At 58.7% G+C, this 21,795-nt stretch carries 20 protein-coding genes; 15 read left to right on the top strand and 5 right to left on the bottom strand.

The window, feature by feature from the left end:
- Positions 1-47: 47 nt before the first annotated feature.
- From ACOTZD_RS10420 to modC, 4 genes are all read left to right on the top strand, one after another.
- Positions 48-200, top strand: a complete 153-nt coding sequence (locus tag ACOTZD_RS10420; RefSeq protein WP_003858549.1) for an AcrZ family multidrug efflux pump-associated protein — start codon at positions 48-50, stop codon at positions 198-200.
- A 178-nt stretch (positions 201-378) separates the two neighbouring features.
- Positions 379-1,155 (top strand): molybdate ABC transporter substrate-binding protein, encoded by a 777-nt coding sequence (modA, locus tag ACOTZD_RS10425; protein WP_022650631.1) that lies wholly within the window; start codon positions 379-381, stop codon positions 1,153-1,155.
- Positions 1,152-1,844 carry a molybdate ABC transporter permease subunit gene (gene modB, locus ACOTZD_RS10430; RefSeq protein ID WP_022650632.1) on the top strand — a complete coding sequence of 231 codons (693 nt, stop codon included), beginning with the start codon at positions 1,152-1,154 and terminating at the stop codon, positions 1,842-1,844. Before modA ends, modB begins: the two co-directional genes overlap by 4 nt.
- Positions 1,844-2,902: a molybdenum ABC transporter ATP-binding protein ModC gene (modC, locus tag ACOTZD_RS10435; protein ID WP_003858541.1), complete on the top strand. Its 1,059-nt coding sequence runs from the start codon at positions 1,844-1,846 to the stop codon at positions 2,900-2,902. The genes modB and modC overlap by 1 nt, the downstream gene beginning before the upstream one ends.
- Here modC and ACOTZD_RS10440 read toward each other — a convergent pair whose 3' ends face one another.
- Entirely contained in the window at positions 2,903-3,721 is an 819-nt protein-coding gene (locus ACOTZD_RS10440) for a pyridoxal phosphatase (protein ID WP_023324340.1), read from the bottom strand.
- A gap of 119 nt (positions 3,722-3,840) precedes the next feature.
- Here ACOTZD_RS10440 and pgl point away from each other — a divergent pair, with 119 nt between their 5' ends.
- Entirely contained in the window at positions 3,841-4,836 is a 996-nt protein-coding gene (gene pgl / locus ACOTZD_RS10445) for a 6-phosphogluconolactonase (RefSeq protein WP_022650634.1), read from the top strand.
- Between the two features lie 102 nt (positions 4,837-4,938).
- Here the strand turns inward: pgl and ACOTZD_RS10450 are convergent, their stop codons facing one another.
- Positions 4,939-6,222: a putative acyl-CoA thioester hydrolase gene (locus tag ACOTZD_RS10450; RefSeq protein WP_174402006.1), complete on the bottom strand. Its 1,284-nt coding sequence runs from the start codon at positions 6,220-6,222 to the stop codon at positions 4,939-4,941.
- Between the two features lie 223 nt (positions 6,223-6,445).
- On the opposite strand from ACOTZD_RS10450, the gene hutI reads away from it, so the two are divergent.
- From hutI to hutH, 5 genes are all read left to right on the top strand, one after another.
- Positions 6,446-7,669 (top strand): imidazolonepropionase, encoded by a 1,224-nt coding sequence (hutI, locus tag ACOTZD_RS10455; protein ID WP_174402007.1) that lies wholly within the window; start codon positions 6,446-6,448, stop codon positions 7,667-7,669.
- Positions 7,666-8,604 (top strand): formimidoylglutamase, encoded by a 939-nt coding sequence (hutG, locus tag ACOTZD_RS10460; protein ID WP_003858535.1) that lies wholly within the window; start codon positions 7,666-7,668, stop codon positions 8,602-8,604. The genes hutI and hutG overlap by 4 nt, the downstream gene beginning before the upstream one ends.
- A 19-nt stretch (positions 8,605-8,623) precedes the next feature.
- Positions 8,624-9,358: a histidine utilization repressor gene (locus ACOTZD_RS10465; protein WP_003858534.1), complete on the top strand. Its 735-nt coding sequence runs from the start codon at positions 8,624-8,626 to the stop codon at positions 9,356-9,358.
- 127 nt (positions 9,359-9,485) lie between these two features.
- Positions 9,486-11,174, top strand: a complete 1,689-nt coding sequence (gene hutU, locus ACOTZD_RS10470) for a urocanate hydratase (protein ID WP_003858533.1) — start codon at positions 9,486-9,488, stop codon at positions 11,172-11,174.
- A complete protein-coding gene (hutH, locus tag ACOTZD_RS10475; RefSeq protein WP_003858532.1) occupies positions 11,171-12,691 on the top strand; it encodes a histidine ammonia-lyase in 1,521 nt (506 codons plus the stop codon). Before hutU ends, hutH begins: the two co-directional genes overlap by 4 nt.
- A gap of 66 nt (positions 12,692-12,757) precedes the next feature.
- Here hutH and ACOTZD_RS10480 read toward each other — a convergent pair whose 3' ends face one another.
- Positions 12,758-13,234 carry a kinase inhibitor gene (locus ACOTZD_RS10480; protein ID WP_003858531.1) on the bottom strand — a complete coding sequence of 159 codons (477 nt, stop codon included), beginning with the start codon at positions 13,232-13,234 and terminating at the stop codon, positions 12,758-12,760.
- A gap of 47 nt (positions 13,235-13,281) precedes the next feature.
- A complete protein-coding gene (gene bioA / locus ACOTZD_RS10485) occupies positions 13,282-14,571 on the bottom strand; it encodes an adenosylmethionine--8-amino-7-oxononanoate transaminase (RefSeq protein WP_032628176.1) in 1,290 nt (429 codons plus the stop codon).
- Positions 14,572-14,657: 86 nt separating this feature from the next.
- Between bioA and bioB the strand changes: the two genes are divergently transcribed.
- Genes bioB through bioD form a run of 4 tightly spaced genes read left to right on the top strand, consistent with a single transcriptional unit; the run spans position 14,658 to position 18,285 of the window.
- Positions 14,658-15,698, top strand: a complete 1,041-nt coding sequence (gene bioB, locus ACOTZD_RS10490; protein ID WP_017384942.1) for a biotin synthase BioB — start codon at positions 14,658-14,660, stop codon at positions 15,696-15,698.
- Complete coding sequence (gene bioF / locus ACOTZD_RS10495; protein WP_174402008.1) at positions 15,695-16,852, top strand: 8-amino-7-oxononanoate synthase; 1,158 nt, start codon at positions 15,695-15,697, stop codon at positions 16,850-16,852. Before bioB ends, bioF begins: the two co-directional genes overlap by 4 nt.
- Positions 16,836-17,591: a malonyl-ACP O-methyltransferase BioC gene (gene bioC, locus ACOTZD_RS10500; protein WP_174402009.1), complete on the top strand. Its 756-nt coding sequence runs from the start codon at positions 16,836-16,838 to the stop codon at positions 17,589-17,591. The genes bioF and bioC overlap by 17 nt, the downstream gene beginning before the upstream one ends.
- Positions 17,584-18,285: a dethiobiotin synthase gene (bioD, locus tag ACOTZD_RS10505; RefSeq protein WP_174402010.1), complete on the top strand. Its 702-nt coding sequence runs from the start codon at positions 17,584-17,586 to the stop codon at positions 18,283-18,285. Before bioC ends, bioD begins: the two co-directional genes overlap by 8 nt.
- Here the strand turns inward: bioD and ACOTZD_RS10510 are convergent.
- Positions 18,248-18,970, bottom strand: coding sequence for an ABC transporter ATP-binding protein (locus ACOTZD_RS10510; RefSeq protein WP_063944402.1), 723 nt, complete (start codon positions 18,968-18,970; stop codon positions 18,248-18,250). The genes bioD and ACOTZD_RS10510 overlap by 38 nt on opposite strands.
- A gap of 747 nt (positions 18,971-19,717) precedes the next feature.
- Between ACOTZD_RS10510 and uvrB the strand changes: the two genes are divergently transcribed.
- The gene (gene uvrB / locus ACOTZD_RS10515; protein ID WP_003858519.1) at positions 19,718-21,733 is read left to right on the top strand and encodes an excinuclease ABC subunit UvrB; all 2,016 of its coding nucleotides are present in this window, start codon (positions 19,718-19,720) and stop codon (positions 21,731-21,733) included.
- Positions 21,734-21,795 lie beyond the last annotated feature (62 nt).

A 21,795-nucleotide genomic window follows, 5' to 3' on the forward strand; every position in this document is an offset into this window, starting at 1 on the left:
TTACTTTTCAGGGTAGAATAAGCCGTTCACAAGATCTGGAGAAAACCATGTTAGAGTTGTTGAAAAGTCTGGTATTCGCGGTAATCATGGTGCCAGTAGTGATGGCTATCATCCTCGGTGCCATCTACGGCCTGGGTGAAGTGTTCAACGTCTTTTCGAACATTGGTCATCGTCGTGACCAGCCTAAAAAGCAGCAATGATTTCCTCCAAAACGCCCGGCCAGCCCGGGCGTTTTGCTCTCAAGTTTATTCCTCTCCCGCCGATATCTTTTACAACGTTCCTTGAGTTTACGCATTAATGGGTACGATTTAGCGCTAGGAACGCCTGCGATATATCGTTATATTTATTTGTATATAACGATACGCACAGGAGCTTCAAATGGCACGTTCATGGGTACGCCTTTTCGCAGGGGCAACGCTGACTCTCTCACTCACCGGCCACGCGCTGGCGGATGAAGGAAAAATCACGGTCTTTGCGGCGGCGTCGCTGACTAACGCGATGCAGGATATTGCTGCGGTATACAAAAAAGAGAAAAACGTCGAGGTGGTCTCGTCGTTTGCCTCCTCGTCCACGCTGGCCCGCCAGATTGAAGCGGGGGCGCCCGCGGATCTGTTCATCTCTGCCGATCAGAAATGGATGGATTACGCGGTGGAGAAAAAATCTGTTGATACGGCTACCCGCGAAACGCTGCTGGGAAATAGCCTGGTGGTGGTTGCACCCGCAAACAGCAAGCAGGGCGACATCGCCATCAACAAACAGACGGACTGGACCCGTCTGCTCAACGGTGGTCGTCTGGCGGTGGGCGATCCGGAGCATGTTCCTGCCGGGATTTATGCGAAAGAAGCGCTGCAAAAACTTGGCGCATGGGAAACCTTATCGCCGAAGCTGGCTCCCGCAGAAGATGTGCGTGGCGCGCTGGCGCTGGTGGAGCGTAACGAAGCGCCACTCGGGATCGTTTACGGCTCCGATGCCGTCGCCAGTAAAGGCGTGAAGGTAGTGGGTACCTTCCCGGAAGACTCGCATAAGAAAGTGGAATATCCTGTTGCGATAGTTGATGGGCATAAAAATGCGAGCGTGACGGCCTTCGTTGACTACCTGAAGGGGCCGGAAGCGTCCGCTATCTTTAAACGTTACGGATTTACGACTCACGAATGATATTGACCGAACCTGAATGGCAGGCCGTGCTGCTGAGCCTGAAAGTCTCTTCCCTGGCGGTTGCGCTGAGTTTGCCCTTTGGGGTGTTCTTTGCCTGGTTACTGGTTCGCGTGAAGTTTCCAGGCAAAGCCCTGCTCGACAGTGTTCTTCATCTTCCGCTCGTCTTGCCGCCTGTGGTGGTCGGCTATCTGCTGCTGATCTCCATGGGGCGACGCGGCGTTATTGGCGAGTGGCTGTACGACTGGTTCGGACTGACCTTTGCTTTCAGCTGGCGCGGCGCGGTTCTGGCCGCGGCAGTAATGTCCTTCCCGCTGATGGTGCGCGCTATCCGCCTGGCGCTGGAAGGGGTGGATATCCGGTTAGAACAGGCCGCCCGCACGCTGGGCGCAGGCCGCTGGCGGGTATTCCTGACCATTACGCTTCCGCTTACGTTACCGGGCATTATCGTCGGTACGGTGTTAGCCTTCGCCCGCTCGTTGGGTGAGTTTGGCGCGACCATCACCTTTGTGTCGAACATTCCCGGCGAGACGCGGACCATCCCGTCGGCCATGTATACCCTGATTCAGACCCCGGGCGGCGAAGGTGCGGCGGCCCGGCTGTGTATTATTTCGATTGTGCTCGCTCTGGTCTCGCTGCTGGTGTCTGAGTGGCTGGCGCGCCTCAGCCGTGAACGGATGGGGAAATCGTGATGCTGGAACTCAACTTTACGCAAACCCTGGGCAGTCACACCCTGACGCTGAACGAAACGCTGCCTGCCAGCGGTATCACCGCCATTTTTGGCGTGTCCGGGGCGGGGAAAACGTCTCTGATTAATGCGATTAGCGGCCTGACGCGTCCCCAGTCTGGCCGTATTGTGCTAAATAACCGCGTCTTAAATGACGCGGAGAAGAAGGTCTGCCTGTCACCGGACAAACGCCGTATCGGCTATGTGTTTCAGGATGCGCGCCTGTTTCCGCACTACAGCGTTCGCGGGAACCTGCGTTACGGCATGGCAAAAAGCATGGCCGGACAGTTCAATAAGCTGGTGGCGCTGCTGGGCATCGAACCGCTGCTGGATCGTCTGCCGTCGTCGCTGTCGGGTGGTGAAAAACAGCGTGTGGCGATTGGCCGCGCCCTGTTAACCGCGCCGGAACTGCTGCTGCTGGATGAGCCGCTGGCCTCGCTGGATATTCCGCGCAAGCGCGAGCTGCTGCCGTATCTGCAACGTCTGGCGCGGGAAATCAATGTGCCAATGCTCTACGTCAGCCATTCGCTGGATGAGATTTTACATCTGGCCGACAAAGTGCTGGTGCTCGAAGCGGGCAGGGTGAAGGCATTCGGCAATCTGGAGGAGGTGTGGGGCAGCAGCGTTATGCATCCATGGCTGCCAAAGGAGCAGCAGAGCAGCATTCTGAAGGTGAGCGTGCTGGAGCACCATCCGCACTACGCGATGACCGCGCTGGCGCTGGGCGATCAGCATTTGTGGGTGAATAAAATCGATACGCCGATTCAGTCCACGTTACGGATCCGCATTCAGGCGTCGGATGTCTCATTGGTCCTGCAACCGCCGCTGCAAACCAGTATCCGCAATATTTTGCGCGCAAAAGTGGCGCAGTGTTTTGATGATAACGGCCAGGTGGAAGTGCAGCTGGAAGTGGGCAGCAGAACGCTGTGGGCGCGCATCAGCCCGTGGGCCAGGGATGAGCTGGGTATCAAGCCTGGCCTGTGGCTTTACGCGCAAATCAAGAGCGTTTCCATAACCGCCTGATCACAGCAGGTGGGTATAGATATACTGCGCGATGCTGTCGGTGGTGTTATCACCAATCACCACGTCAGCGCGCGCTTTCACCGCGTCATCGGCATTACCCATCGCCACGCCCGTTCCGGCCGCTTCCAGCATGCTGATGTCGTTATAGTTATCGCCGAAAGCAATTACGTCCTGCATTGATCCGCCCTGCGATTCAACGAACTGGGTCAGACGCCTTCCTTTGCTGTTGCCTTTGCGGGCGATATCCACCTGATCGTGCCAGGACCATTCACATTCCAGACCCAGCGTATGCTCGACAAGTTTTGCGAAGGTATTCAGTTTGGCGGTGTCTTCATCGGTCAGGGCAAATTTCCAGATTGCTTCGACGTCTTCCGCCGCCTGGCGCAGGGAGGAAACCTGAGTAAACACCGGACGCTGCGCTTCCGGCAGAGACAGAGCCCAGTTGCTGGTGCGGATCACATGGCCGGTAGGGCGTTCATACACCATGGCGTTATCCACATACATCAGGCCGTGAATGGCGTGCTCATCCAGTAAATCAATCAATTGCAGCGCCTGCGTAACGGGAAGCGGATCGGAGGCTAAAACCTTTTTTGCCTGATAATCATACAAATAGGTGCCATTACAACAAATTGCAGGTGTATCTAAGCCCAGTGCCTGATAAAAAGGATGAATGGCTACGTGATGTCGACCCGTTACGATGAGAAGTTGATACCCCGCTTCCTGGGCTCGTTTGAGGGCCTCAAGAGAAGAGGGGAGCAGGGTTTTCTGAGGGGTAAGCAGTGTTCCGTCTAAATCCAGGGCAATCACTCGCGAGGTCATTTTTTCTTCCGGGTTAATGTTGAATTTAAGGTCTGTCGGGATGGTACACCGAGAGCGGAACCCTGCAAAATCCCGGACTACAATTCAGCATTCACCGTTAAAAATAATCAGGAGTATTCATGAAACAAACCGTTTATACCGCCAGTCCTGAAAGTCAGCAGATCCATGTCTGGCGTTTGAATACAGAAGGTTCGCTTACGCTGGTTCAGGTTGTTGATGTGCCAGGCCAGGTGCAGCCGATGGTCGTCAGCCCGGATAAACGTTTTCTTTATGTCGGCGTACGCCCCGAATTCCGCGTACTGGCATACCGCATCTCCCCGGATGACGGCGCGCTGACCTATACCGCAGAAGCCCCGCTGCCGGGCAGCCCGACCCATATTTCCACTGACCATAAAGGCAACTTTATCTTCAGCGGCTCCTACAATGCAGGCTCCGTGAGCGTCACCCGCCTGGAAGACGGTATTCCCGTTGAAACCGTCGACGTGGTAGAAGGGCTCGAAGGTTGCCACTCAGCCAACATTTCGCCGGATAACCGCACGCTGTGGGTGCCAGCGCTTAAGCAGGACCGCATCTGCCTGTTTACCCTGAGCGATGACGGCCATCTGGTCGCGCAGAGCCCGGCGGAAGTCACCACCGTTGAAGGCGCAGGCCCGCGCCACATGGTCTTCCATCCGAATCAGCAGTATGCCTATGTCGTTAACGAGCTGAACAGCTCGGTAGACGTGTGGGAGCTGAACGATCCTAACGGGCAGATCGAGTGCGTACAGACGCTGGACATGATGCCATCTGATTTCTCTGACACACGCTGGGCGGCAGACATTCACATCACGCCGGATGGCCGTCACCTGTATGCCTGTGACCGTACCTCCAGTCTGATCACCGTCTTCAGCGTCTCTGAAGACGGCAGCGTTCTGGCAGTTGAAGGCTTCCAGCCAACTGAAACCCAGCCGCGCGGCTTTAATGTCGACCACAGCGGCAAGTACCTGATTGCGGCGGGGCAGAAATCCCACCACATTGCGCTCTATGAAATCCAGGGCGTGCAGGGTCTACTGGAAGAGAAAGGACGCTATGCGGTCGGACAAGGGCCGATGTGGGTTGTGATTAACGCTCATTGATCCGTAGACGAAAAAAAACCTCGCAAATGCGAGGTTTTTTATGCGCGGTTAATGCATGTGGCAGGCCGGGTAAGGCGCAGCCGCCACCCGGCAGCAGGCATTTTACTGCTTCGGCTCAGCAACCACTTTGCTACCCAGACCGCGGTTGTTGTATTCCCACATGCGGTTGAAGTTAGCGTCGTTCAGGTTACGCTGCACGTTGTCTTTATCATCCACCGTGCCGGTGTTGCCGGAGAAAGGACGTTTCGAGATCGCCGCATCCGCCCACGGTTTCGCCATGTTAAAGCCTTCGTTAATCACGCTGTCGCGGATCACTACCTGGCCGTTAGTGGCGGAGTCCACGTCCAGAGAGCGACCAAGCTGCGCCACGCCATCGCCAGCAGCAGTAAAGCGACTATTCACGGCCAGGAAGCCATAGAACAGGTTAGACTGCGTGGCCGGTGCAAAGACGTAACCTTCCTGCTGCGTACGTGAATTCACCACGCGGAAGTCGGTGATATCAAATACCACCGCGCCGCGGCCAGAGACCATATCCACGTCGCCTTCAATGTAGCTGTTGGTGACCAGAGTACGCGTCAGACGGTTGTTCTGAAGGGTATTCTGCACGCCGCTGTTGGTCACGAAGAAGGTGTTCTGGCGGCCCAGGATATTGACGTTGTTAATCTGTACCTTGTCGCCATCGCTACGCAGCGCCACGGCCTGATGATTACCTGCGTCAACGCTGTCGCCCAGGGTGTTCTGAATGGTCAGGTTTTGCAATTGCAGGCCATTGTTTTGTGACCAGAATACCGCCGAACACATCACGCCAATGGTGGCGGCACGCTTGCGCTGGCAGTTATCAAACATATACCACGCCGGTTTACCTGGCATGTATTTACCGGCCGGGTTTACCAGATGGCGCCAGGTGGTGCTGTCGATCTCTGAATCAATCGCCAGGCCAATCTTTACGTCGACCGCTTTTTCGCCCAGGCCGTAAAGTGTAATGCTTCCCGGTGCCGCCGGAACATAAACGGTTCCTTCGTATTCACCCGGCAGGATGGCAATGTACTGACGAGATGCGCTGTGTTTGGTGATTGCGGCATCAACGGCTGCCTGAATAGAGGTGTGTGTAACGCCCTGCGCCCCGGCCGGGCCGACAACGAAGTCTGGCTGTTTCGGCAGGTTAATAGAAGAAGGCGTCCACGGGGCTGCATTGGGATCCATCGCCGAGAAATAGTGCGCACGGGTGAAGTTCTTCGCTTCAGCCGCTGACAGGATCGGACGGGAAGCGGTGCCCGGAGCAACCTGCTCAGAAGGTTGCTGATCCGGTGGTGTTGAACTGCAAGCGGATAAAGTCACGCCAAAGGCGAGTGCCAACGCCAGACGGGAAATCCTGGAAATATTCAAGGTAATGCTCCTGGGTATGCAAGTCTTATCTGGATAGACGAAATAGCCTGCTTTTTTATACTAAGTTGAGCGAAACGGGAAGATAAAAACCGGAAAAGTTGCATTTTTGCCCGCAGGCGACGGGAAAGTCATCACAAATAAATAACATTTTCCCCCAATGCGGTTGACAGCAGGCGGCAGATGAAAATAAATGTCTATACAACCCATGACAAGTGGAAGGCACATGCAGCAGCTTAATCCCGATGATGTTATATGGCGAAATGCGCGACTGGCAACCCTGGCGACAGGCGAGGCGGAACCCTACGGCCTGAGAGAACAACATGCCCTCGTTGTGCGCGGCCAGACGATTCTGGCCATTATTCCTGAATCCGAGATCCCCTCCGGGCATTGTCAGTGTGTCGATCTCGACGGGCGTCTGGTTACTCCCGGCCTGATCGATTGCCACACCCACCTGGTGTTCGGCGGCGATCGTGCAGCGGAATGGGAGCAACGGCTTAACGGCGTGTCATATCAGACCATTAGCGCGCAGGGCGGCGGAATTAACGCCACGGTCACGGCCACCCGCAACAGTTCGCCGGAAACGCTCCTGACGGTGGCGCAGCAGCGACTCCAGCGGCTGATGAATGAAGGCGTAACGACCGTTGAAATCAAATCAGGATACGGTCTGAATGCCGAAGCCGAAGAGAAAATGCTGCTGGTTGCCCGCCAGCTCAGCCTGAATAATCTGGTCGATATCAGCCCGACGCTGCTGGCCGCGCACGCCGTTCCTGCCGAGTACCGACAGGATCCGGATGCCTATCTGGCGCTGGTCTGTGAGCAGATCATGCCCACGCTGTGGCAAAAAGAGTTATTTGAAGCGGTGGACGTGTTTTGTGAAAACGTCGGCTTTACCCCGGCGCAAACCGAGCGCCTGTTCCGGGCCGCCGCCGCGCTCGGGATCCCGGTAAAAGGGCATGTAGAACAACTGTCGAATCTTGGCGGCGCGGCGCTGGTCAGCCAGTATAAAGGGCTGTCGGCCGATCATATTGAGTATCTCGATGATGCAGGTATTCAGGCGATGGCGCAAAGCGGCACGGTGGCGGTATTGCTCCCCGGCGCGTTCTATTTTCTTCAGGAGCGCCAGCGTCCACCGGTGGCGCAGCTCAGAGAGCAGGGTGTGCCGATGGCGGTGGCTACCGACTACAACCCGGGCACCAGTCCGTTTGCCAGCCTGCATCTGGCAATGAACATGGCCTGCGTCCAGTTTGGCCTCACGCCGGAAGAGGCCTGGGCTGGCGTGACGCGGCATGCGGCGCAGGCGCTAGGACGTGCTGCGACGCACGGGCAGTTAAAGCCCGGTTATGTGGCTGATTTCGTCGTCTGGGAGGCGAATCATCCGGTTGAGATGGTTTACGAGCCGGGGCGGAATCCTTTGCATCAACGCGTGTTTCGGGGGCAGGTAGCATGAAACTATGGCATCCCGTCTCCCCGCAGGTCTGGCAGGGGCGTGACGACAGCGCCGAGTCCAGCACCGCGAAACGTCTCTTCCAGACCATACAGCAGCGCGAACACTTTTCTCCCGTGCCGTCAGGCATTGCCCTGCTGGGCTTTGAATGTGATGAAGGGGTTAAGCGTAACCAGGGCAGGCCCGGTGCTGCACAGGCGCCCGATGTGTTGCGCGGCGCGCTGGCGAATATGGCGAGCCATCAGGGGCATGCGCGCCTCGTGGATATGGGTTCTGTTTATGTTGAAGGCCACGCGCTGGAGGCGGCACAGCAGGCGCTGAGCGAGGCCATAACCGCGTGCCAGCAATCCGGGATGCGTACTCTGGTTTTCGGCGGTGGACATGAAACCGCCTGGGCGCACGGGCGCGGCGTGCTGGACGCCTTTCCGAACGATCGCATTGCGGTGATCAACCTGGATGCGCACCTCGATTTACGCAAGGCTGAACGGGCAACGTCCGGCACGCCGTTCCGCCAGCTGGCGCACTACTGCGCGTCTCAGTCTCGGGTGTTTCACTACGCCTGCCTGGGGGTAAGCCGTGCGGCGAATACTCAGGCGCTGTGGGAGGAAGCTGAGCGGTTGAACGTGACGCTGGTTGAAGATCTCGATTTTCGCCGGGATGCGCTATCCGCGCTGGATAGCGTGCTTACGCAGGCAGACCGGGTTTATCTCACCGTTGACCTCGATGTGCTGCCTGCCGCAGAAATGCCCGCCGTGTCCGCCCCTGCGGCGTTGGGGATCCCGGCGCTGGATCTGTTCCCGGTGATTGAGCGTATCTGCCGAAGCGGTAAACTACAGGCGGCGGATCTGGTGGAATTTAATCCGCACTACGATCGGGACGGTCAGGGGGCGAAGCTTGCCGCCCGACTGGCCTGGCAAATTGCTCACTGGTGGGCATAACAACATTCAAGGAGTCATGATGTTTTCACGCTCGCCCCTGCCGCAGCCGAGTCCTCCCGCGCCTTTTTACGAAAAGGTGAAGCAGGCGATCAGCGAAAAAATCGCCGCCGGCGTCTGGCGCCCGCACGACCGCATTCCGTCCGAGGCCGAGCTGGTGGCGCAGTTTGGCTTTAGCCGAATGACCATCAACCGCGCACTGCGTGAACTGACCGATGAAGGGTTGCTGGTGCGCCTGCAAGGGGTCGGGACATTTGTGGCGGAGCCAAAAGGACAGTCGGCGCTGTTTGAAATCCGCAGCATTGCCGATGAAATTGCCGCCCGCAACCATCAGCACCACTGCGAGGTGCTGGTGCTTGAAGAGACGCAGGCCAGCGCCGAACAGGCCATCGAGCTGAACGTTACCGAGGGCACCCGGATTTTCCATTCGGTGATGGTGCACTATGAGAACGACATTCCGGTCCAGATTGAAGATCGCTGCGTCAACGCGGAGCGGATACCGGACTATCTGAATCAGGATTACACCCAAACCACACCGCATGCGTATCTCTCGCTCGTCGCCCCGCTGACGGAAGGGGAGCATATCGTGGAAGCCGTGCGCGCCACGCCGCAGGAATGCGAGCTGTTGCGTATTAAAGAGCACGATCCCTGCCTGCTGATCCGCCGTCGTACCTGGTCGTCCTCGCAAATTGTGTCGCATGCGAAGCTGCTGTTCCCGGGAAATCGCTACCGGTTGCAGGGCCACTTTATGTCATAAGTTTTATAAGCGTGATCGCTAACGCAATATAGCAAAATTGTATCTTTTTTGTTAAATCCGACCTTGTGTGTGCTTGTCTATACAAGTATATCTAAATGCATCATCTGTCCCTTATGAGGAACACACAATGTCGTCAGATAAATACCGCAAGCAGGATGTCCGCGCCGCGCGCGGCACCACGCTCACCGCAAAAAGCTGGCTCACCGAAGCACCGCTGCGCATGTTGATGAACAACCTTGATCCTGAGGTAGCAGAAAATCCCCACGAGCTGGTGGTCTACGGCGGCATTGGCCGCGCCGCACGCAACTGGGCGTGCTATGACGCGATTGTCGAGTCTTTGACGAATCTCGAAAACGACGAAACGCTGCTGGTGCAATCCGGCAAACCGGTTGGCGTATTCAAAACCCATAAAAATGCGCCCCGCGTGCTGATTGCCAACTCCAACCTGGTGCCGCACTGGGCGACGTGGGAACACTTCAACGAGCTGGACGCAAAAGGGCTGGCCATGTACGGCCAGATGACCGCGGGTAGCTGGATCTACATCGGCAGCCAGGGGATTGTGCAGGGCACCTATGAAACCTTCGTGGAAGCGGGCCGTCAGCACTATAACGGCTCACTGAAAGGCCGCTGGGTGCTCACCGCCGGACTGGGCGGCATGGGCGGCGCGCAGCCGCTGGCCGCGACGCTGGCGGGCGCGTGCTCCCTGAACATTGAGTGCCAGCAGAGCCGCATCGATTTCCGTCTGCGTACCCGCTATGTCGATGAACAGGCCGACAACCTCGATGACGCGCTGGCGCGCATCAAAAAGTACACCGCTGAAGGCAAAGCCGTGTCGGTTGCCCTGTGCGGCAACGCGGCGGATATTCTGCCGGAACTGGTGGCGCGCGGCGTGCGTCCGGATCTGGTCACCGACCAGACCAGCGCTCACGATCCGCTCCACGGCTATCTGCCAAAAGGCTGGACGTGGGAAGACTACCAGCAAAAAGCGGAAACCGATCCTGAGGGCACGGTACTGGCGGCTAAACGCGCCATGGCGGAACACGTCTCCGCGATGCTGGCCTTCAGTAAGATGGGTATTCCGACCTTTGATTACGGGAATAACATCCGCCAGATGGCGAAAGAGATGGGTGTGAATAACGCCTTTGACTTCCCCGGCTTCGTGCCCGCCTATATCCGTCCTCTGTTCTGCCGCGGCATTGGGCCGTTCCGCTGGGTTGCCCTGTCCGGCGATCCGGAGGATATCTACAAAACCGATGCCAGAGTGAAAGAGATTGTCGCCGATGACGAACACCTGCATCGCTGGCTGGATATGGCGCGCGAGCGCATTAACTTCCAGGGCCTGCCGGCGCGTATCTGCTGGGTCGGGCTGGAGTGGCGGCAAAAACTCGGCCTCGCCTTTAACGAAATGGTGCGCAGCGGCGAAGTCTCCGCGCCGATCGTCATTGGCCGCGACCACCTGGACTCCGGCTCTGTCGCCAGTCCGAACCGTGAAACCGAAGCCATGCGCGACGGCTCGGATGCGGTCTCCGACTGGCCGCTGCTGAATGCCCTGCTGAACACCGCCAGCGGCGCGACCTGGGTGTCGCTGCACCACGGCGGCGGCGTCGGGATGGGCTTCTCCCAGCACTCCGGGATGGTCATCGTCTGTGACGGAACTGATGAAGCGGCCGCGCGTATCGCTCGCGTGCTGCACAACGACCCGGCAACCGGCGTGATGCGTCACGCGGATGCGGGTTACGAGATTGCCATTGATTGTGCCAAAGAGCAGGGCCTGAACCTGCCGATGATCCCCGCCACACAAGGAAAGCCTGCATGAACGCGTTAACACTTACTCCCGGCTCGCTGACGCTCAAACAGCTGCGTCACGTCTGGCGTCAGCCGGTGACACTCTCCCTTGATGAAAGCGCCCACCGTGCCATTAACGACAGCGTGGCCTGCGTGGAGGCGATTGTGGCGGAGGGGCGCACCGCCTACGGCATCAATACCGGGTTTGGCCTGCTGGCGCAGACCCGCATCGCCACGCACGATCTGGAGAATTTACAGCGTTCGCTGGTGCTGTCGCACGCGGCGGGGGTTGGCCAGCCGCTGGACGATGAGATCGTCCGCCTGATGATGGTGTTGAAAATCAACAGCCTGGCGCGTGGGTTTTCCGGCATTCGTCTGAGCGTGATCCAGGCGCTGATGGCGCTGGTCAATGCGGAAGTTTATCCGTGGATCCCGGCGAAGGGCTCCGTCGGCGCCTCCGGCGATCTGGCGCCGCTGGCGCATATGTCGCTGCTCCTGCTGGGTGAAGGCCAGGCGCGCTGGCAAGGGGAGTGGCTGCCTGCGAAAGAGGCGCTGAAAAAAGCCGGTTTAACGCCGATCACCCTCGCGGCAAAAGAGGGGCTGGCGCTGCTCAACGGCACGCAGGCGTCGACCGCTTTCGCGCTGCGCGGTCTGTTTGAAGCGGAAGATCTGTTCGCCTCGGCGGTGGTGTGCGGTGCACTGACCACTGAGGCGGTGCTCGGCTCGCGTCGTCCGTTCGATGCCCGCATCCACGAGGTGCGCGGCCAGCGCGGTCAGATTGATGCCGCTGCCATGTACCGCCACGTACTTACCGATACCAGCGACATTGCCGAATCACACCATAACTGCGAGAAGGTGCAGGATCCGTATTCCCTGCGCTGCCAGCCGCAGGTGATGGGCGCATGCCTGACTCAGCTGCGCCAGGCGGCAGAAGTGCTGCTGGTGGAGGCCAATGCGGTGTCCGATAACCCGCTGGTGTTTGCCCAGGAAAACGAGGTGGTTTCTGGCGGCAACTTCCACGCCGAGCCGGTGGCGATGGCGGCAGATAATATCGCGCTGGCGATTGCCGAAATCGGGGCGCTGTCTGAGCGTCGAATCGCGCTGATGATGGATAAGCACATGTCCCAGCTGCCACCATTCCTGGTGCGTAACGGCGGCGTGAACTCGGGCTTTATGATCGCCCAGGTCACCGCCGCGGCACTGGCAAGCGAGAACAAGGCGCTGTCGCACCCGCACAGCGTGGACAGCCTGCCAACCTCAGCCAACCAGGAAGATCACGTGTCGATGGCCCCGGCTGCCGGGCGTCGTCTGTGGGAGATGGCCTCTAACACCCGCGGCGTGCTGGCGGTGGAGTGGCTGGCGGCGTGTCAGGGTATTGATTTGCGCGAAGGGCTAACATCCAGCCCGCTGCTGGAGCAGGCGCGTCATACGCTGCGCGAGCACGTTACGCACTACGATGACGACCGCTTCTTTGCGCCGGATATTGATAAGGCGATGCAGCTTCTGGAAGAAGGGCGGCTGGTGGGGTTATTGCCTTCCGTGCTGTGATTTTTACCCTCACCCTAACCCTCTCCCTGTGGGAGAGGGCCGGGGTGAGGGCATCAGCCCGCACGATTACGAATACATCGCCGTAATCGACGCGCTACCCAGCGAATGGAAATGCACGTTAAAGCCTACCATCGCGCCGCTCGCCCCTTCGTCGACCTCAATCTTGTCCACATCCAGCGCGTGCACGGTGAAGATATAGCGGTGCGTTTCCCCTTTTGGCGGCGCCGCGCCGCCGTAGCCCGCTTTGCCAAAGTCAGTGCGCGTCTGAATCGCACCGTCAGGCAGAGCAACCAGATCGGAACCGGAGCCCTGCGGTAATACGCGCGTGTCGGCGGGCAGGTTTGCCACGATCCAGTGCCACCAGCCCGACCCGGTTGGCGCATCCGGATCGTAGCAGGTCACAACAAAACTTTTGGTTCCCGCTGGTACATCGTCCCACGCCAGATGGGGAGAGATATTATCCCCCTGATAACCCATCCCGTTAAACACGTGACGTTCCGGCAGCTTTTCGCCGTCGCGCAAATCTTTACTGATGATTTTCATCCGATTTTCCTCGTTACTCACTCATTCAGAAAGTGTAACGCATGGGGTTAAATCGCGAAATGCGCTGAAGTGTTAACGGCTTCAACCACTGCCCCGGTCAGCTTGCGGAGCTGATCCGCAGAAATGCTGTACGGCGGCATGAGGTAAATCAGCTTACCGAAAGGTCGCACCCACACGCCCTGGTCAACGAAGAAGCGCTGCAACGCGGCCATGTTCACCGGATGCGTTGTCTCGATTACCCCGATGGCGCCCAGTACGCGGACGTCCGCGACGTATTCCGCCTCCGCCGCCGCGCTTAACTGCTGCTTCAGCTGCGCCTCAATCGCCGCCACCTGCGTCTGCCACGCGCCGCTCTCCAGAATGGCGAGGCTTTCGCTTGCCACGGCGCAGGCCAGCGGGTTGCCCATAAACGTCGGGCCGTGCATAAAGCAGCCCGCGTCACCGTCGCTGATGGTGTCGGCAACCTGGCGCGTGGTAAGCGTGGCGGAGAGCGTCATGGTGCCGCCGGTGAGCGCTTTCCCCAGGCACAGAATATCCGGCGCGATCCCCGCATGCTCGCAGGCAAACAGCTTCCCGGTACGGCCAAAGCCGGTGGCGATCTCATCGGCAATCAGCAAAATTCCTTCGCGGTCGCACATCTTCCGAATGCGCTTCAGCCACTCGGGGTGATAGATCCGCATTCCGCCCGCGCCCTGCACAATCGGTTCGAGAATAACGGCGGCAATCTCGTGGCGATGGGCCGCCATCAGCCGCGCGAAGCCCACCATGTCCATCTCGTCCCATTCGCCGTCGAAGCGGCTCTGCGGGGCTGGCGCAAACAGGTTTTCCGGCAGGTAGCCTTTCCACAGGCTGTGCATGGAGTTGTCCGGATCGCACACCGACATCGCCCCGAAGGTGTCGCCGTGATAGCCGTTGCGGAAGGTGAGGAACCGCTGGCGCGTTTCGCCCTTCGCATGCCAGTACTGCAACGCCATTTTCATCGCTACTTCCACGGCCACCGAGCCGGAGTCGGCCAGGAAAACACACTCCAGCGATTCAGGCGTCATCGCTACCAGGCGACGGCATAAATCCACCGCGGGCTGGTGCGTGATCCCGCCAAACATCACGTGTGACATCTGGTCAATCTGCGCTTTCATCGCCGCGTTCAGACGCGGGTGGTTGTAGCCATGGATCGCCGCCCACCAGGAGGACATCCCGTCAACAAGCCGCTCGCCGCTGGCGAGATGCAGCTCGCAGCCGTGGGCAGAGGCTACCGGATAGACGGGAAGGGGGCGGGTCGTGGAGGTGTAAGGGTGCCAGATATGCTGCTTGTCGAAGGCGAGATCGTCCTGGGTCATAATCGACTTGTAAACCATTTTGAAAAGTTTTAGGTTTACAAGTATAAACCGAACCGACAATTAACAAAACCCTTTGGAGAAGCCCGATGGCTCACCACGCACGCTGGACGATGTCGCAAGTCACTGAATTATTCAATAAACCTTTCCTGGAGCTGATGTTTGAGGCGCAACAGGTGCACCGCCAGCACTTCGATCCGCGTCATGTTCAGGTCAGCACGCTGCTGTCGATCAAAACCGGGGCTTGCCCGGAAGACTGCAAATATTGCCCACAAAGCGCGCGCTATAAAACCGGTCTCGAATCCGAGCGCCTGATGGAAGTGGAGCAGGTGCTCGACTCCGCGCGCAAGGCCAAAAACGCTGGCTCGACCCGCTTCTGCATGGGCGCGGCGTGGAAAAATCCGCATGACCGCGACATGCCCTATCTGGAGCAGATGGTGAAGGGGGTGAAGGAGATGGGGCTTGAAGCCTGCATGACCCTGGGTACGCTGAACGAGGAGCAGGCGCAGCGTCTCTCGGCGGCGGGGCTGGATTACTACAACCACAACCTCGATACTTCGCCGGAGTTCTACGGCAACATCATCACCACGCGCACCTATCAGGAGCGTCTGGACACGCTGGATAAAGTGCGTGATGCGGGGATCAAGGTCTGTTCCGGCGGGATCGTGGGACTGGGCGAGACGGTAAAAGATCGTGCCGGCCTGCTGTTACAGCTGGCAAACCTGCCGACCCCGCCGGAAAGCGTGCCCATCAACATGCTGGTGAAGGTAAAAGGGACGCCGCTGGCGGATAACGAGGACGTGGATGCCTTCGATTTCATCCGCACCATCGCGGTGGCGCGCATCATGATGCCGACCTCTTACGTTCGCCTCTCTGCCGGTCGCGAGCAGATGAGCGAGCAGACCCAGGCGATGTGCTTCATGGCCGGGGCCAACTCCATCTTCTACGGCTGTAAACTGCTGACCACGCCAAACCCGGAAGAGGACAAAGATGTCCAGCTGTTCCGCAAGCTGGGGCTGAACCCACACCAGACCGGGGTACAGGCGGGGGATAACGAGCAACAGCAGCAGCTGGAGCAGCAGATTTTTAACGCCGACACCGACCAGTTCTACAACGCGGCAGCCGTATGACCTGGCAGGCACGTATCAGGACCGCGCTCGACGAGCGGCGGGCGGCGGATGCGTTTCGGGTGCGCAGGGTAGTGGAAAACGGTGCAGGCCGTTTTCTCACCCGGGAAGGAGAGCGGTTCTGTAATTTCTCCAGCAACGATTATCTGGGACTGAGCCAGCACCCGCAGATCGTTCGCGCCTGGCAGCAGGGCGCGGATCGTTACGGCGTGGGCAGCGGCGGCTCCGGGCACGTCAGCGGCTACACCACGGCGCATCAGGCGCTGGAGGAAGAGCTGGCCGACTGGCTGGGCTACCCGCGGGCGCTGCTGTTTATCTCCGGTTTTGCCGCGAATCAGGCGGTGATTGCCGCCCTGATGGGCAAAGATGACCGCATCGTCGCGGACCGCCTGAGCCACGCGTCTCTGCTTGAAGCGGCCAGTCTCAGCCCGGCGCAGCTGCGGCGTTTTGCCCATAACAATGCCTCTCAGCTGAACGTTCTGCTGGGTAAACCCTGTTCTGGGCTTCAGCTGGCGGTGACGGAAGGGGTATTCAGCATGGACGGCGACAGCGCGCCCCTTGCCACCTTGCATGACGTCGCAAAACAGCAGAACGCCTGGCTGCTGGTCGACGATGCCCACGGCATTGGCGTCACCGGCGAGGAGGGGCGCGGAAGCGCGCACCAGCAACGCGTCAGGCCGGAACTGCTGGTGGTCACCTTCGGCAAAGGCTTCGGCGTCAGCGGCGCCGCGGTGTTGTGCAGCGAGCCGGTGGCCGATTACCTGGTGCAGTTCGCCCGTCACCTGATCTACAGCACCAGCATGCCCCCGGCGCAGGCCGTGGCGCTCTCTGCGTCGCTTGCGGTGATCCGCGGCGAAGACGGCGCTGAACGCCGGGCGCGCCTGGCCGACCATATTCAGCGTTTTCGCCGGGGGATAAGCGAGCTGTCTTACCGGCTTACCGACTCGCACAGCGCCATTCAGCCCGTAATTGTGGGTGAAAACCATCGGGCGCTGATGGTGGCACAGGCGCTACGAGAATGCGGGCAGTGGGTCACGGCGATCCGCCCACCCACCGTGCCACCAGGCACCGCGCGCTTGCGTCTGACGCTCACGGCAGCGCATGAGCCGCAGGATATCGATACGCTTCTGGAGGCACTGTATGTCTCTCGTCAATAAACAGGCCGTTGCCGCCGCGTTTGGCCGGGCAGCGCAAAGCTATTCACAGCACGATGAGCTGCAACGCCTGAGCGCCCGCGGGCTGCTGGCCGCGCTCGGTGACGGGCGTTTTGCGCAGGTGCTCGACGCAGGCTGCGGGCCAGGTGGCAATAGCCGTTACTGGCGCGCAACAGGTAGCCACGTCACGGCGCTGGATTTATCCGCGCAGATGCTGGATGAAGCCCGCCAGCAGCAGTCAGCAGACCGTTATCTGGTGGCCGATATCGAGGCCATCCCGCTGGAGGATGCGCTGTTTGACCTCGTCTGGAGCCATCTGGCGGTGCAGTGGTGCGCCAGCCTGCCGCAGGCCCTACGCGAGTTATACCGCGTGGCGCGGCCCGGCGGAGCGGTGGCCTTTACCACCCTGCTGGAAAGTTCGTTGCCGGAGCTGAATCAGGCGTGGAGGGCAGTGGATGCACAGCCTCATGCCAACCGGTTTCTCTCGCACGAACAGGTCACTCAGGCGCTGGCAGGCTGGCGCTATCGCAGCGTGGTCCAGACCGTCACCCTCGAATTTAGCGATGCGTTAAGCGCCATGCGATCGCTTAAGGGCATAGGCGCGACGCACCTGCACGCCGGACGGGAGAAGAAACCCCTTACCCGCGGCCAACTCCAGCGTCTCGAGCTGACCTGGCCGCAGGAGCGGGGCCGGTTCCCGCTCTCTTATCATCTTTTTCATGGGATTATTGAACGTGACTGAACGTTATTTTGTTACCGGCACGGACACTGAAATCGGTAAAACGGTTGCCAGCGCCGCGCTGTTGCAGGCGGCGCGTCTGCTGGGGAAAACAACTGCCGGGTATAAGCCCGTAGCCTCCGGCAGCGAGATGACGCCGGAAGGCTTACGCAATACCGATGCGCTGGCGCTACAGCGTAATAGCAGCCTTGCGCTGGCCTATTCTGCGGTGAACCCCTATACCTTTGCTGAACCCACCTCGCCGCACATCGTCAGCGCCGATGAAGATCGTCCGATTGATTTTTCGGTGCTCTCTTCCGGGTTACGCGACCTGGAAACGCAGGCCGACTGGGTGCTGGTGGAGGGGGCTGGCGGCTGGTTTACCCCGCTGTCCGACGAGCAGACATTTGCTGACTGGGTGCAGGCCGAGCAGCTTCCGGTCATTCTGGTGGTCGGCGTGAAGCTTGGCTGTATCAATCACGCCATGCTGACCGCTCAGGCCGTGCAGCAGGCCGGGTTGCGTCTGGCAGGGTGGATTGCCAATGACGTGGTTGCGCCGGGTAAACGTCATGCTGAGTACCTGGCGACGCTGAAGCGGGGGCTGCCTGCGCCGTTTCTCGGCGAGATCCCGTGGCTTGCCGACGGCGCAGAGCAGGCGGAAACCGGACGCTATCTTGACCTTAGCGCCTTATGTCCCGCGCCATCCAGTGCGCAATAAGGTCGTCATCCAGCTCGTTAACGTGGCCCTGTGCCACGTTACGCCCGCGATAGAGCATGCAGAAACGATCCGCTACCCGGCGGATAAACGACAGCTGTTGCTCAGCTAACAGCACCGTCATTCCCAGCTCCCGATTCAGCCGCACCAGCAGCTGCCCCAGCCTGCGCGCGAAACCGTGCCCTGCGCCATACATGGGCTCATCCAGAATCAACACGCGCGGGCGATTAACCAGCGCACTGGCGAGAGCCAGCTGATACTGGTCGTCGGGGGACAGCGCAGAGGCACGGCTCTGTCGCAGCGGATAGAGCTCCGGAAACAGGGCGTACACGTCATTTTTTGATGTCGGGTCGAGTTTCCCCGTCGCCCGCATAGCGATATGCAGATTTTCATCGACGGTCAGCTGGGAAAATATCCGCCGATCCTGCGGGACGTAGCCTATCGTCGGCGGCGCCGTGAATGCTGACGCAGGGCTGAGCAAATTACGCGGCGGCGCGCCAGCCTCGTGCCAGATGATGGTGCCGCTCTCGACGGGCACCTTTCCGGTAATGCAGTTCATAAGCGTGGATTTACCCATGCCAGGCAGGCCAACAATGCCCGTACAGATGCCTTGCGGGAAATCGATATTCACGTTCCATAGCGTATGTTGGCTTCCGTAAAACTGATTTACAGCACGCAGACTCAACATCTTTCTCTCCTTAAAAATGTGTGGGGTGATGCAAGAGTGATGTCTGCAAAACGCCTGCCAGGAACTTCATAATGATCAAAAAAAGGCCATTTTTAGGAATGACTCACTATCAAAAGCTGAACGTTTATAGGAATTGCACACTCCCGGTGCCGCGTATGTCGAATCGTGGTGCAGGAGAAATGACGGAATTGTGATTAAGATCTCGCCAGTTGCTTATGAAAAAATGAACGTTTTCCAGGCAAAAAAGAGTGATAAAAATTTTTTACTGCCGCTTCGTGGGAAAAACCGGGAATTTGCTGAAGTGCATGCTGTACGGGCTGGAGGCAGTTATCCACTATTCCTGTGGATAACCTTGTGCATTAGAGTTAGAAAACACGCGATAAGCGAGAGAATACGCGGGTTACGACCAAATTGATGGGAAACGCGGCTTAATAAATTAGTCTTTATTTTTTAACGAATTAGATAAAAGCAATTCCCTCAACGCCAGCGACACCTGTTGCCATAAAACTTTCATAACCGCCCTTGACAAATGTTAAAAAAGTAATAGTTCTGGGGATAACCCCCTGAGGCTGGTGTTTTATTTTGTCACAGTCGAAATTTGGCTCGCGAACGCACTAATCCTCTCTGCGCTACGCTAAATATCCTGACACGCTACTGGTTTTTCATCCAGTGTTTTTTACTGGCAATCCTGGCCACAACGAGTAAAATTACTCACCTGCCGCTTATTCTGTCATCAGGTCGTCGCCCATGAGTAAACCGTTTAAACTGAATTCTGCTTTCCGTCCTTCCGGGGATCAGCCCGAGGCTATTCGTCGCCTGGAAGAGGGGCTGGAGGACGGGCTGGCGCACCAGACCCTGCTGGGGGTTACCGGTTCGGGCAAAACCTTCACCATTGCCAACGTCATTGCCGATCTCCAGCGTCCGACGATGGTCCTCGCGCCGAACAAAACGCTGGCGGCGCAGCTGTATGGTGAGATGAAAGAGTTCTTCCCGGAAAACGCGGTGGAGTATTTCGTCTCCTACTACGACTACTACCAGCCGGAAGCCTACGTTCCCAGCTCCGACACGTTTATCGAGAAAGATGCCTCGGTGAACGAACATATCGAGCAGATGCGTTTGTCGGCGACCAAGGCGCTGCTGGAGCGTCGTGATGTGGTGGTGGTGGCCTCGGTGTCGGCGATCTACGGCCTGGGCGATCCGGATCTCTATCTCAAGATGATGCTGCACCTGACGCAGGGGATGATCATCGATCAGCGGGCGATTTTGCGCCGTCTGGCGGAGTTGCAGTACACCCGTAACGATCAGGCGTTCCAGCGCGGGACCTTCCGCGTGCGTGGCGAGGTGATTGATATCTTCCCGGCGGAATCGGACGACATGGCGCTGCGCGTGGAGCTGTTCGACGAAGAGGTTGAACGCCTGTCGCTGTTCGATCCGTTGACCGGTCACGTCGAGTCGGTGATCCAGCGCTTCACCATCTACCCGAAAACGCACTACGTGACGCCACGCGAGCGTATCGTGCAGGCGATGGAAGAGATCAAAATTGAGCTGGCGGACCGCCGCAAGGTGCTGCTGGCGAACAATAAGCTGCTGGAAGAGCAACGCCTGAGCCAGCGTACCCAGTTCGATCTGGAGATGATGAACGAGCTGGGCTACTGCTCCGGCATCGAAAACTACTCGCGCTACCTCTCCGGGCGCGGGCCGGGCGAAGCGCCGCCGACGCTGTTTGACTACCTTCCGGCGGACGGCCTGCTGGTGATCGACGAATCCCACGTTACGATCCCCCAGATCGGCGGGATGTACCGCGGTGACCGCGCGCGTAAAGAGACGCTGGTGGAGTACGGGTTCCGACTGCCGTCAGCGCTGGACAACCGTCCGATGAAGTTTGAAGAATTTGAGGCGCTTGCTCCGCAGACCATCTACGTATCGGCGACGCCGGGCAACTACGAGCTGGAAAAATCCGGTGATGACGTGGTGGACCAGGTGGTGCGTCCGACCGGGCTGCTGGATCCGATTATCGAGGTGCGTCCGGTGGCGACGCAGGTGGACGATCTGCTCTCGGAAATACGTGCCCGTTCCGCCATCAACGAGCGCGTGCTGGTTACCACGCTCACCAAACGTATGGCGGAAGATTTGACGGAGTATCTGGAAGAACACGGTGAGAAGGTGCGGTATCTGCACTCGGATATCGATACCGTGGAGCGTATGGAGATCATCCGCGATCTGCGTCTGGGCGAGTTCGACGTGCTGGTAGGGATTAACCTTCTGCGAGAAGGGCTGGATATGCCTGAGGTGTCGCTGGTGGCGATTCTGGACGCGGACAAAGAGGGCTTCCTGCGTTCCGAGCGCTCGCTGATCCAGACCATTGGCCGCGCCGCGCGTAACGTCAACGGGAAGGCGATCCTGTACGGGGATAAAATCACCCCGTCGATGGCCAAAGCGATTGGCGAAACGGAACGTCGTCGCGAGAAGCAGCAGCGCTATAACGAAGAGCACGGCATCACGCCGCAGGGGTTGAACAAGAAGGTGGTGGATATCCTGGCGCTGGGTCAGAACATTGCGAAGACTAAAGCGAAAGGCCGCGGCAAGGCCCGTTCAGTGGTGGAAGAGGATACCGTCGCGCTGACGCCGAAAGCGTTGCAGCAGAAGATCCACGAGCTGGAAGGGCAGATGATGCAGCATGCGCAGAACCTGGAGTTCGAAGAGGCTGCGCAAATCCGCGATCAGCTGCATCAGCTGCGGGATCTGTTTATTGCGGCATCGTAGTTTTTTGCCCGGTGGCGTTTTCTCCCTCTCCCTGTGGGAGAGGGCCGGGGTGAGGGCATCAG

It is taken from the genome of Enterobacter cloacae complex sp. SHL022 (assembly GCF_049237785.1).
In the GTDB taxonomy this organism is placed as follows: Bacteria; Pseudomonadota; Gammaproteobacteria; order Enterobacterales; family Enterobacteriaceae; genus Enterobacter; species Enterobacter hormaechei_C.

Excerpts from the sequence above, each read along its gene's own strand:
- ACOTZD_RS10420 (WP_003858549.1), top strand. The coding sequence starts at position 48 with ATGTTAGAGTTGTTGAAAAGTCTGGTATTCGCGGTAATCATGGTGCCA.
- modA (WP_022650631.1), top strand. The coding sequence starts at position 379 with ATGGCACGTTCATGGGTACGCCTTTTCGCAGGGGCAACGCTGACTCTC.
- hutG (WP_003858535.1), top strand. The coding sequence starts at position 7,666 with ATGAAACTATGGCATCCCGTCTCCCCGCAGGTCTGGCAGGGGCGTGAC.
- hutH (WP_003858532.1), top strand. The coding sequence starts at position 11,171 with ATGAACGCGTTAACACTTACTCCCGGCTCGCTGACGCTCAAACAGCTG.
- pgl (WP_022650634.1), top strand. The coding sequence starts at position 3,841 with ATGAAACAAACCGTTTATACCGCCAGTCCTGAAAGTCAGCAGATCCAT.
- bioC (WP_174402009.1), top strand. The coding sequence starts at position 16,836 with ATGTCTCTCGTCAATAAACAGGCCGTTGCCGCCGCGTTTGGCCGGGCA.
- uvrB (WP_003858519.1), top strand. The coding sequence starts at position 19,718 with ATGAGTAAACCGTTTAAACTGAATTCTGCTTTCCGTCCTTCCGGGGAT.
- hutI (WP_174402007.1), top strand. The coding sequence starts at position 6,446 with ATGCAGCAGCTTAATCCCGATGATGTTATATGGCGAAATGCGCGACTG.
- modB (WP_022650632.1), top strand. The coding sequence starts at position 1,152 with ATGATATTGACCGAACCTGAATGGCAGGCCGTGCTGCTGAGCCTGAAA.
- hutU (WP_003858533.1), top strand. The coding sequence starts at position 9,486 with ATGTCGTCAGATAAATACCGCAAGCAGGATGTCCGCGCCGCGCGCGGC.
- bioB (WP_017384942.1), top strand. The coding sequence starts at position 14,658 with ATGGCTCACCACGCACGCTGGACGATGTCGCAAGTCACTGAATTATTC.
- modC (WP_003858541.1), top strand. The coding sequence starts at position 1,844 with ATGCTGGAACTCAACTTTACGCAAACCCTGGGCAGTCACACCCTGACG.
- ACOTZD_RS10510 (WP_063944402.1), bottom strand. The coding sequence starts at position 18,970 with ATGTTGAGTCTGCGTGCTGTAAATCAGTTTTACGGAAGCCAACATACG.
- ACOTZD_RS10465 (WP_003858534.1), top strand. The coding sequence starts at position 8,624 with ATGTTTTCACGCTCGCCCCTGCCGCAGCCGAGTCCTCCCGCGCCTTTT.
- ACOTZD_RS10440 (WP_023324340.1), bottom strand. The coding sequence starts at position 3,721 with ATGACCTCGCGAGTGATTGCCCTGGATTTAGACGGAACACTGCTTACC.
- bioA (WP_032628176.1), bottom strand. The coding sequence starts at position 14,571 with ATGACCCAGGACGATCTCGCCTTCGACAAGCAGCATATCTGGCACCCT.
- ACOTZD_RS10480 (WP_003858531.1), bottom strand. The coding sequence starts at position 13,234 with ATGAAAATCATCAGTAAAGATTTGCGCGACGGCGAAAAGCTGCCGGAA.
- bioF (WP_174402008.1), top strand. The coding sequence starts at position 15,695 with ATGACCTGGCAGGCACGTATCAGGACCGCGCTCGACGAGCGGCGGGCG.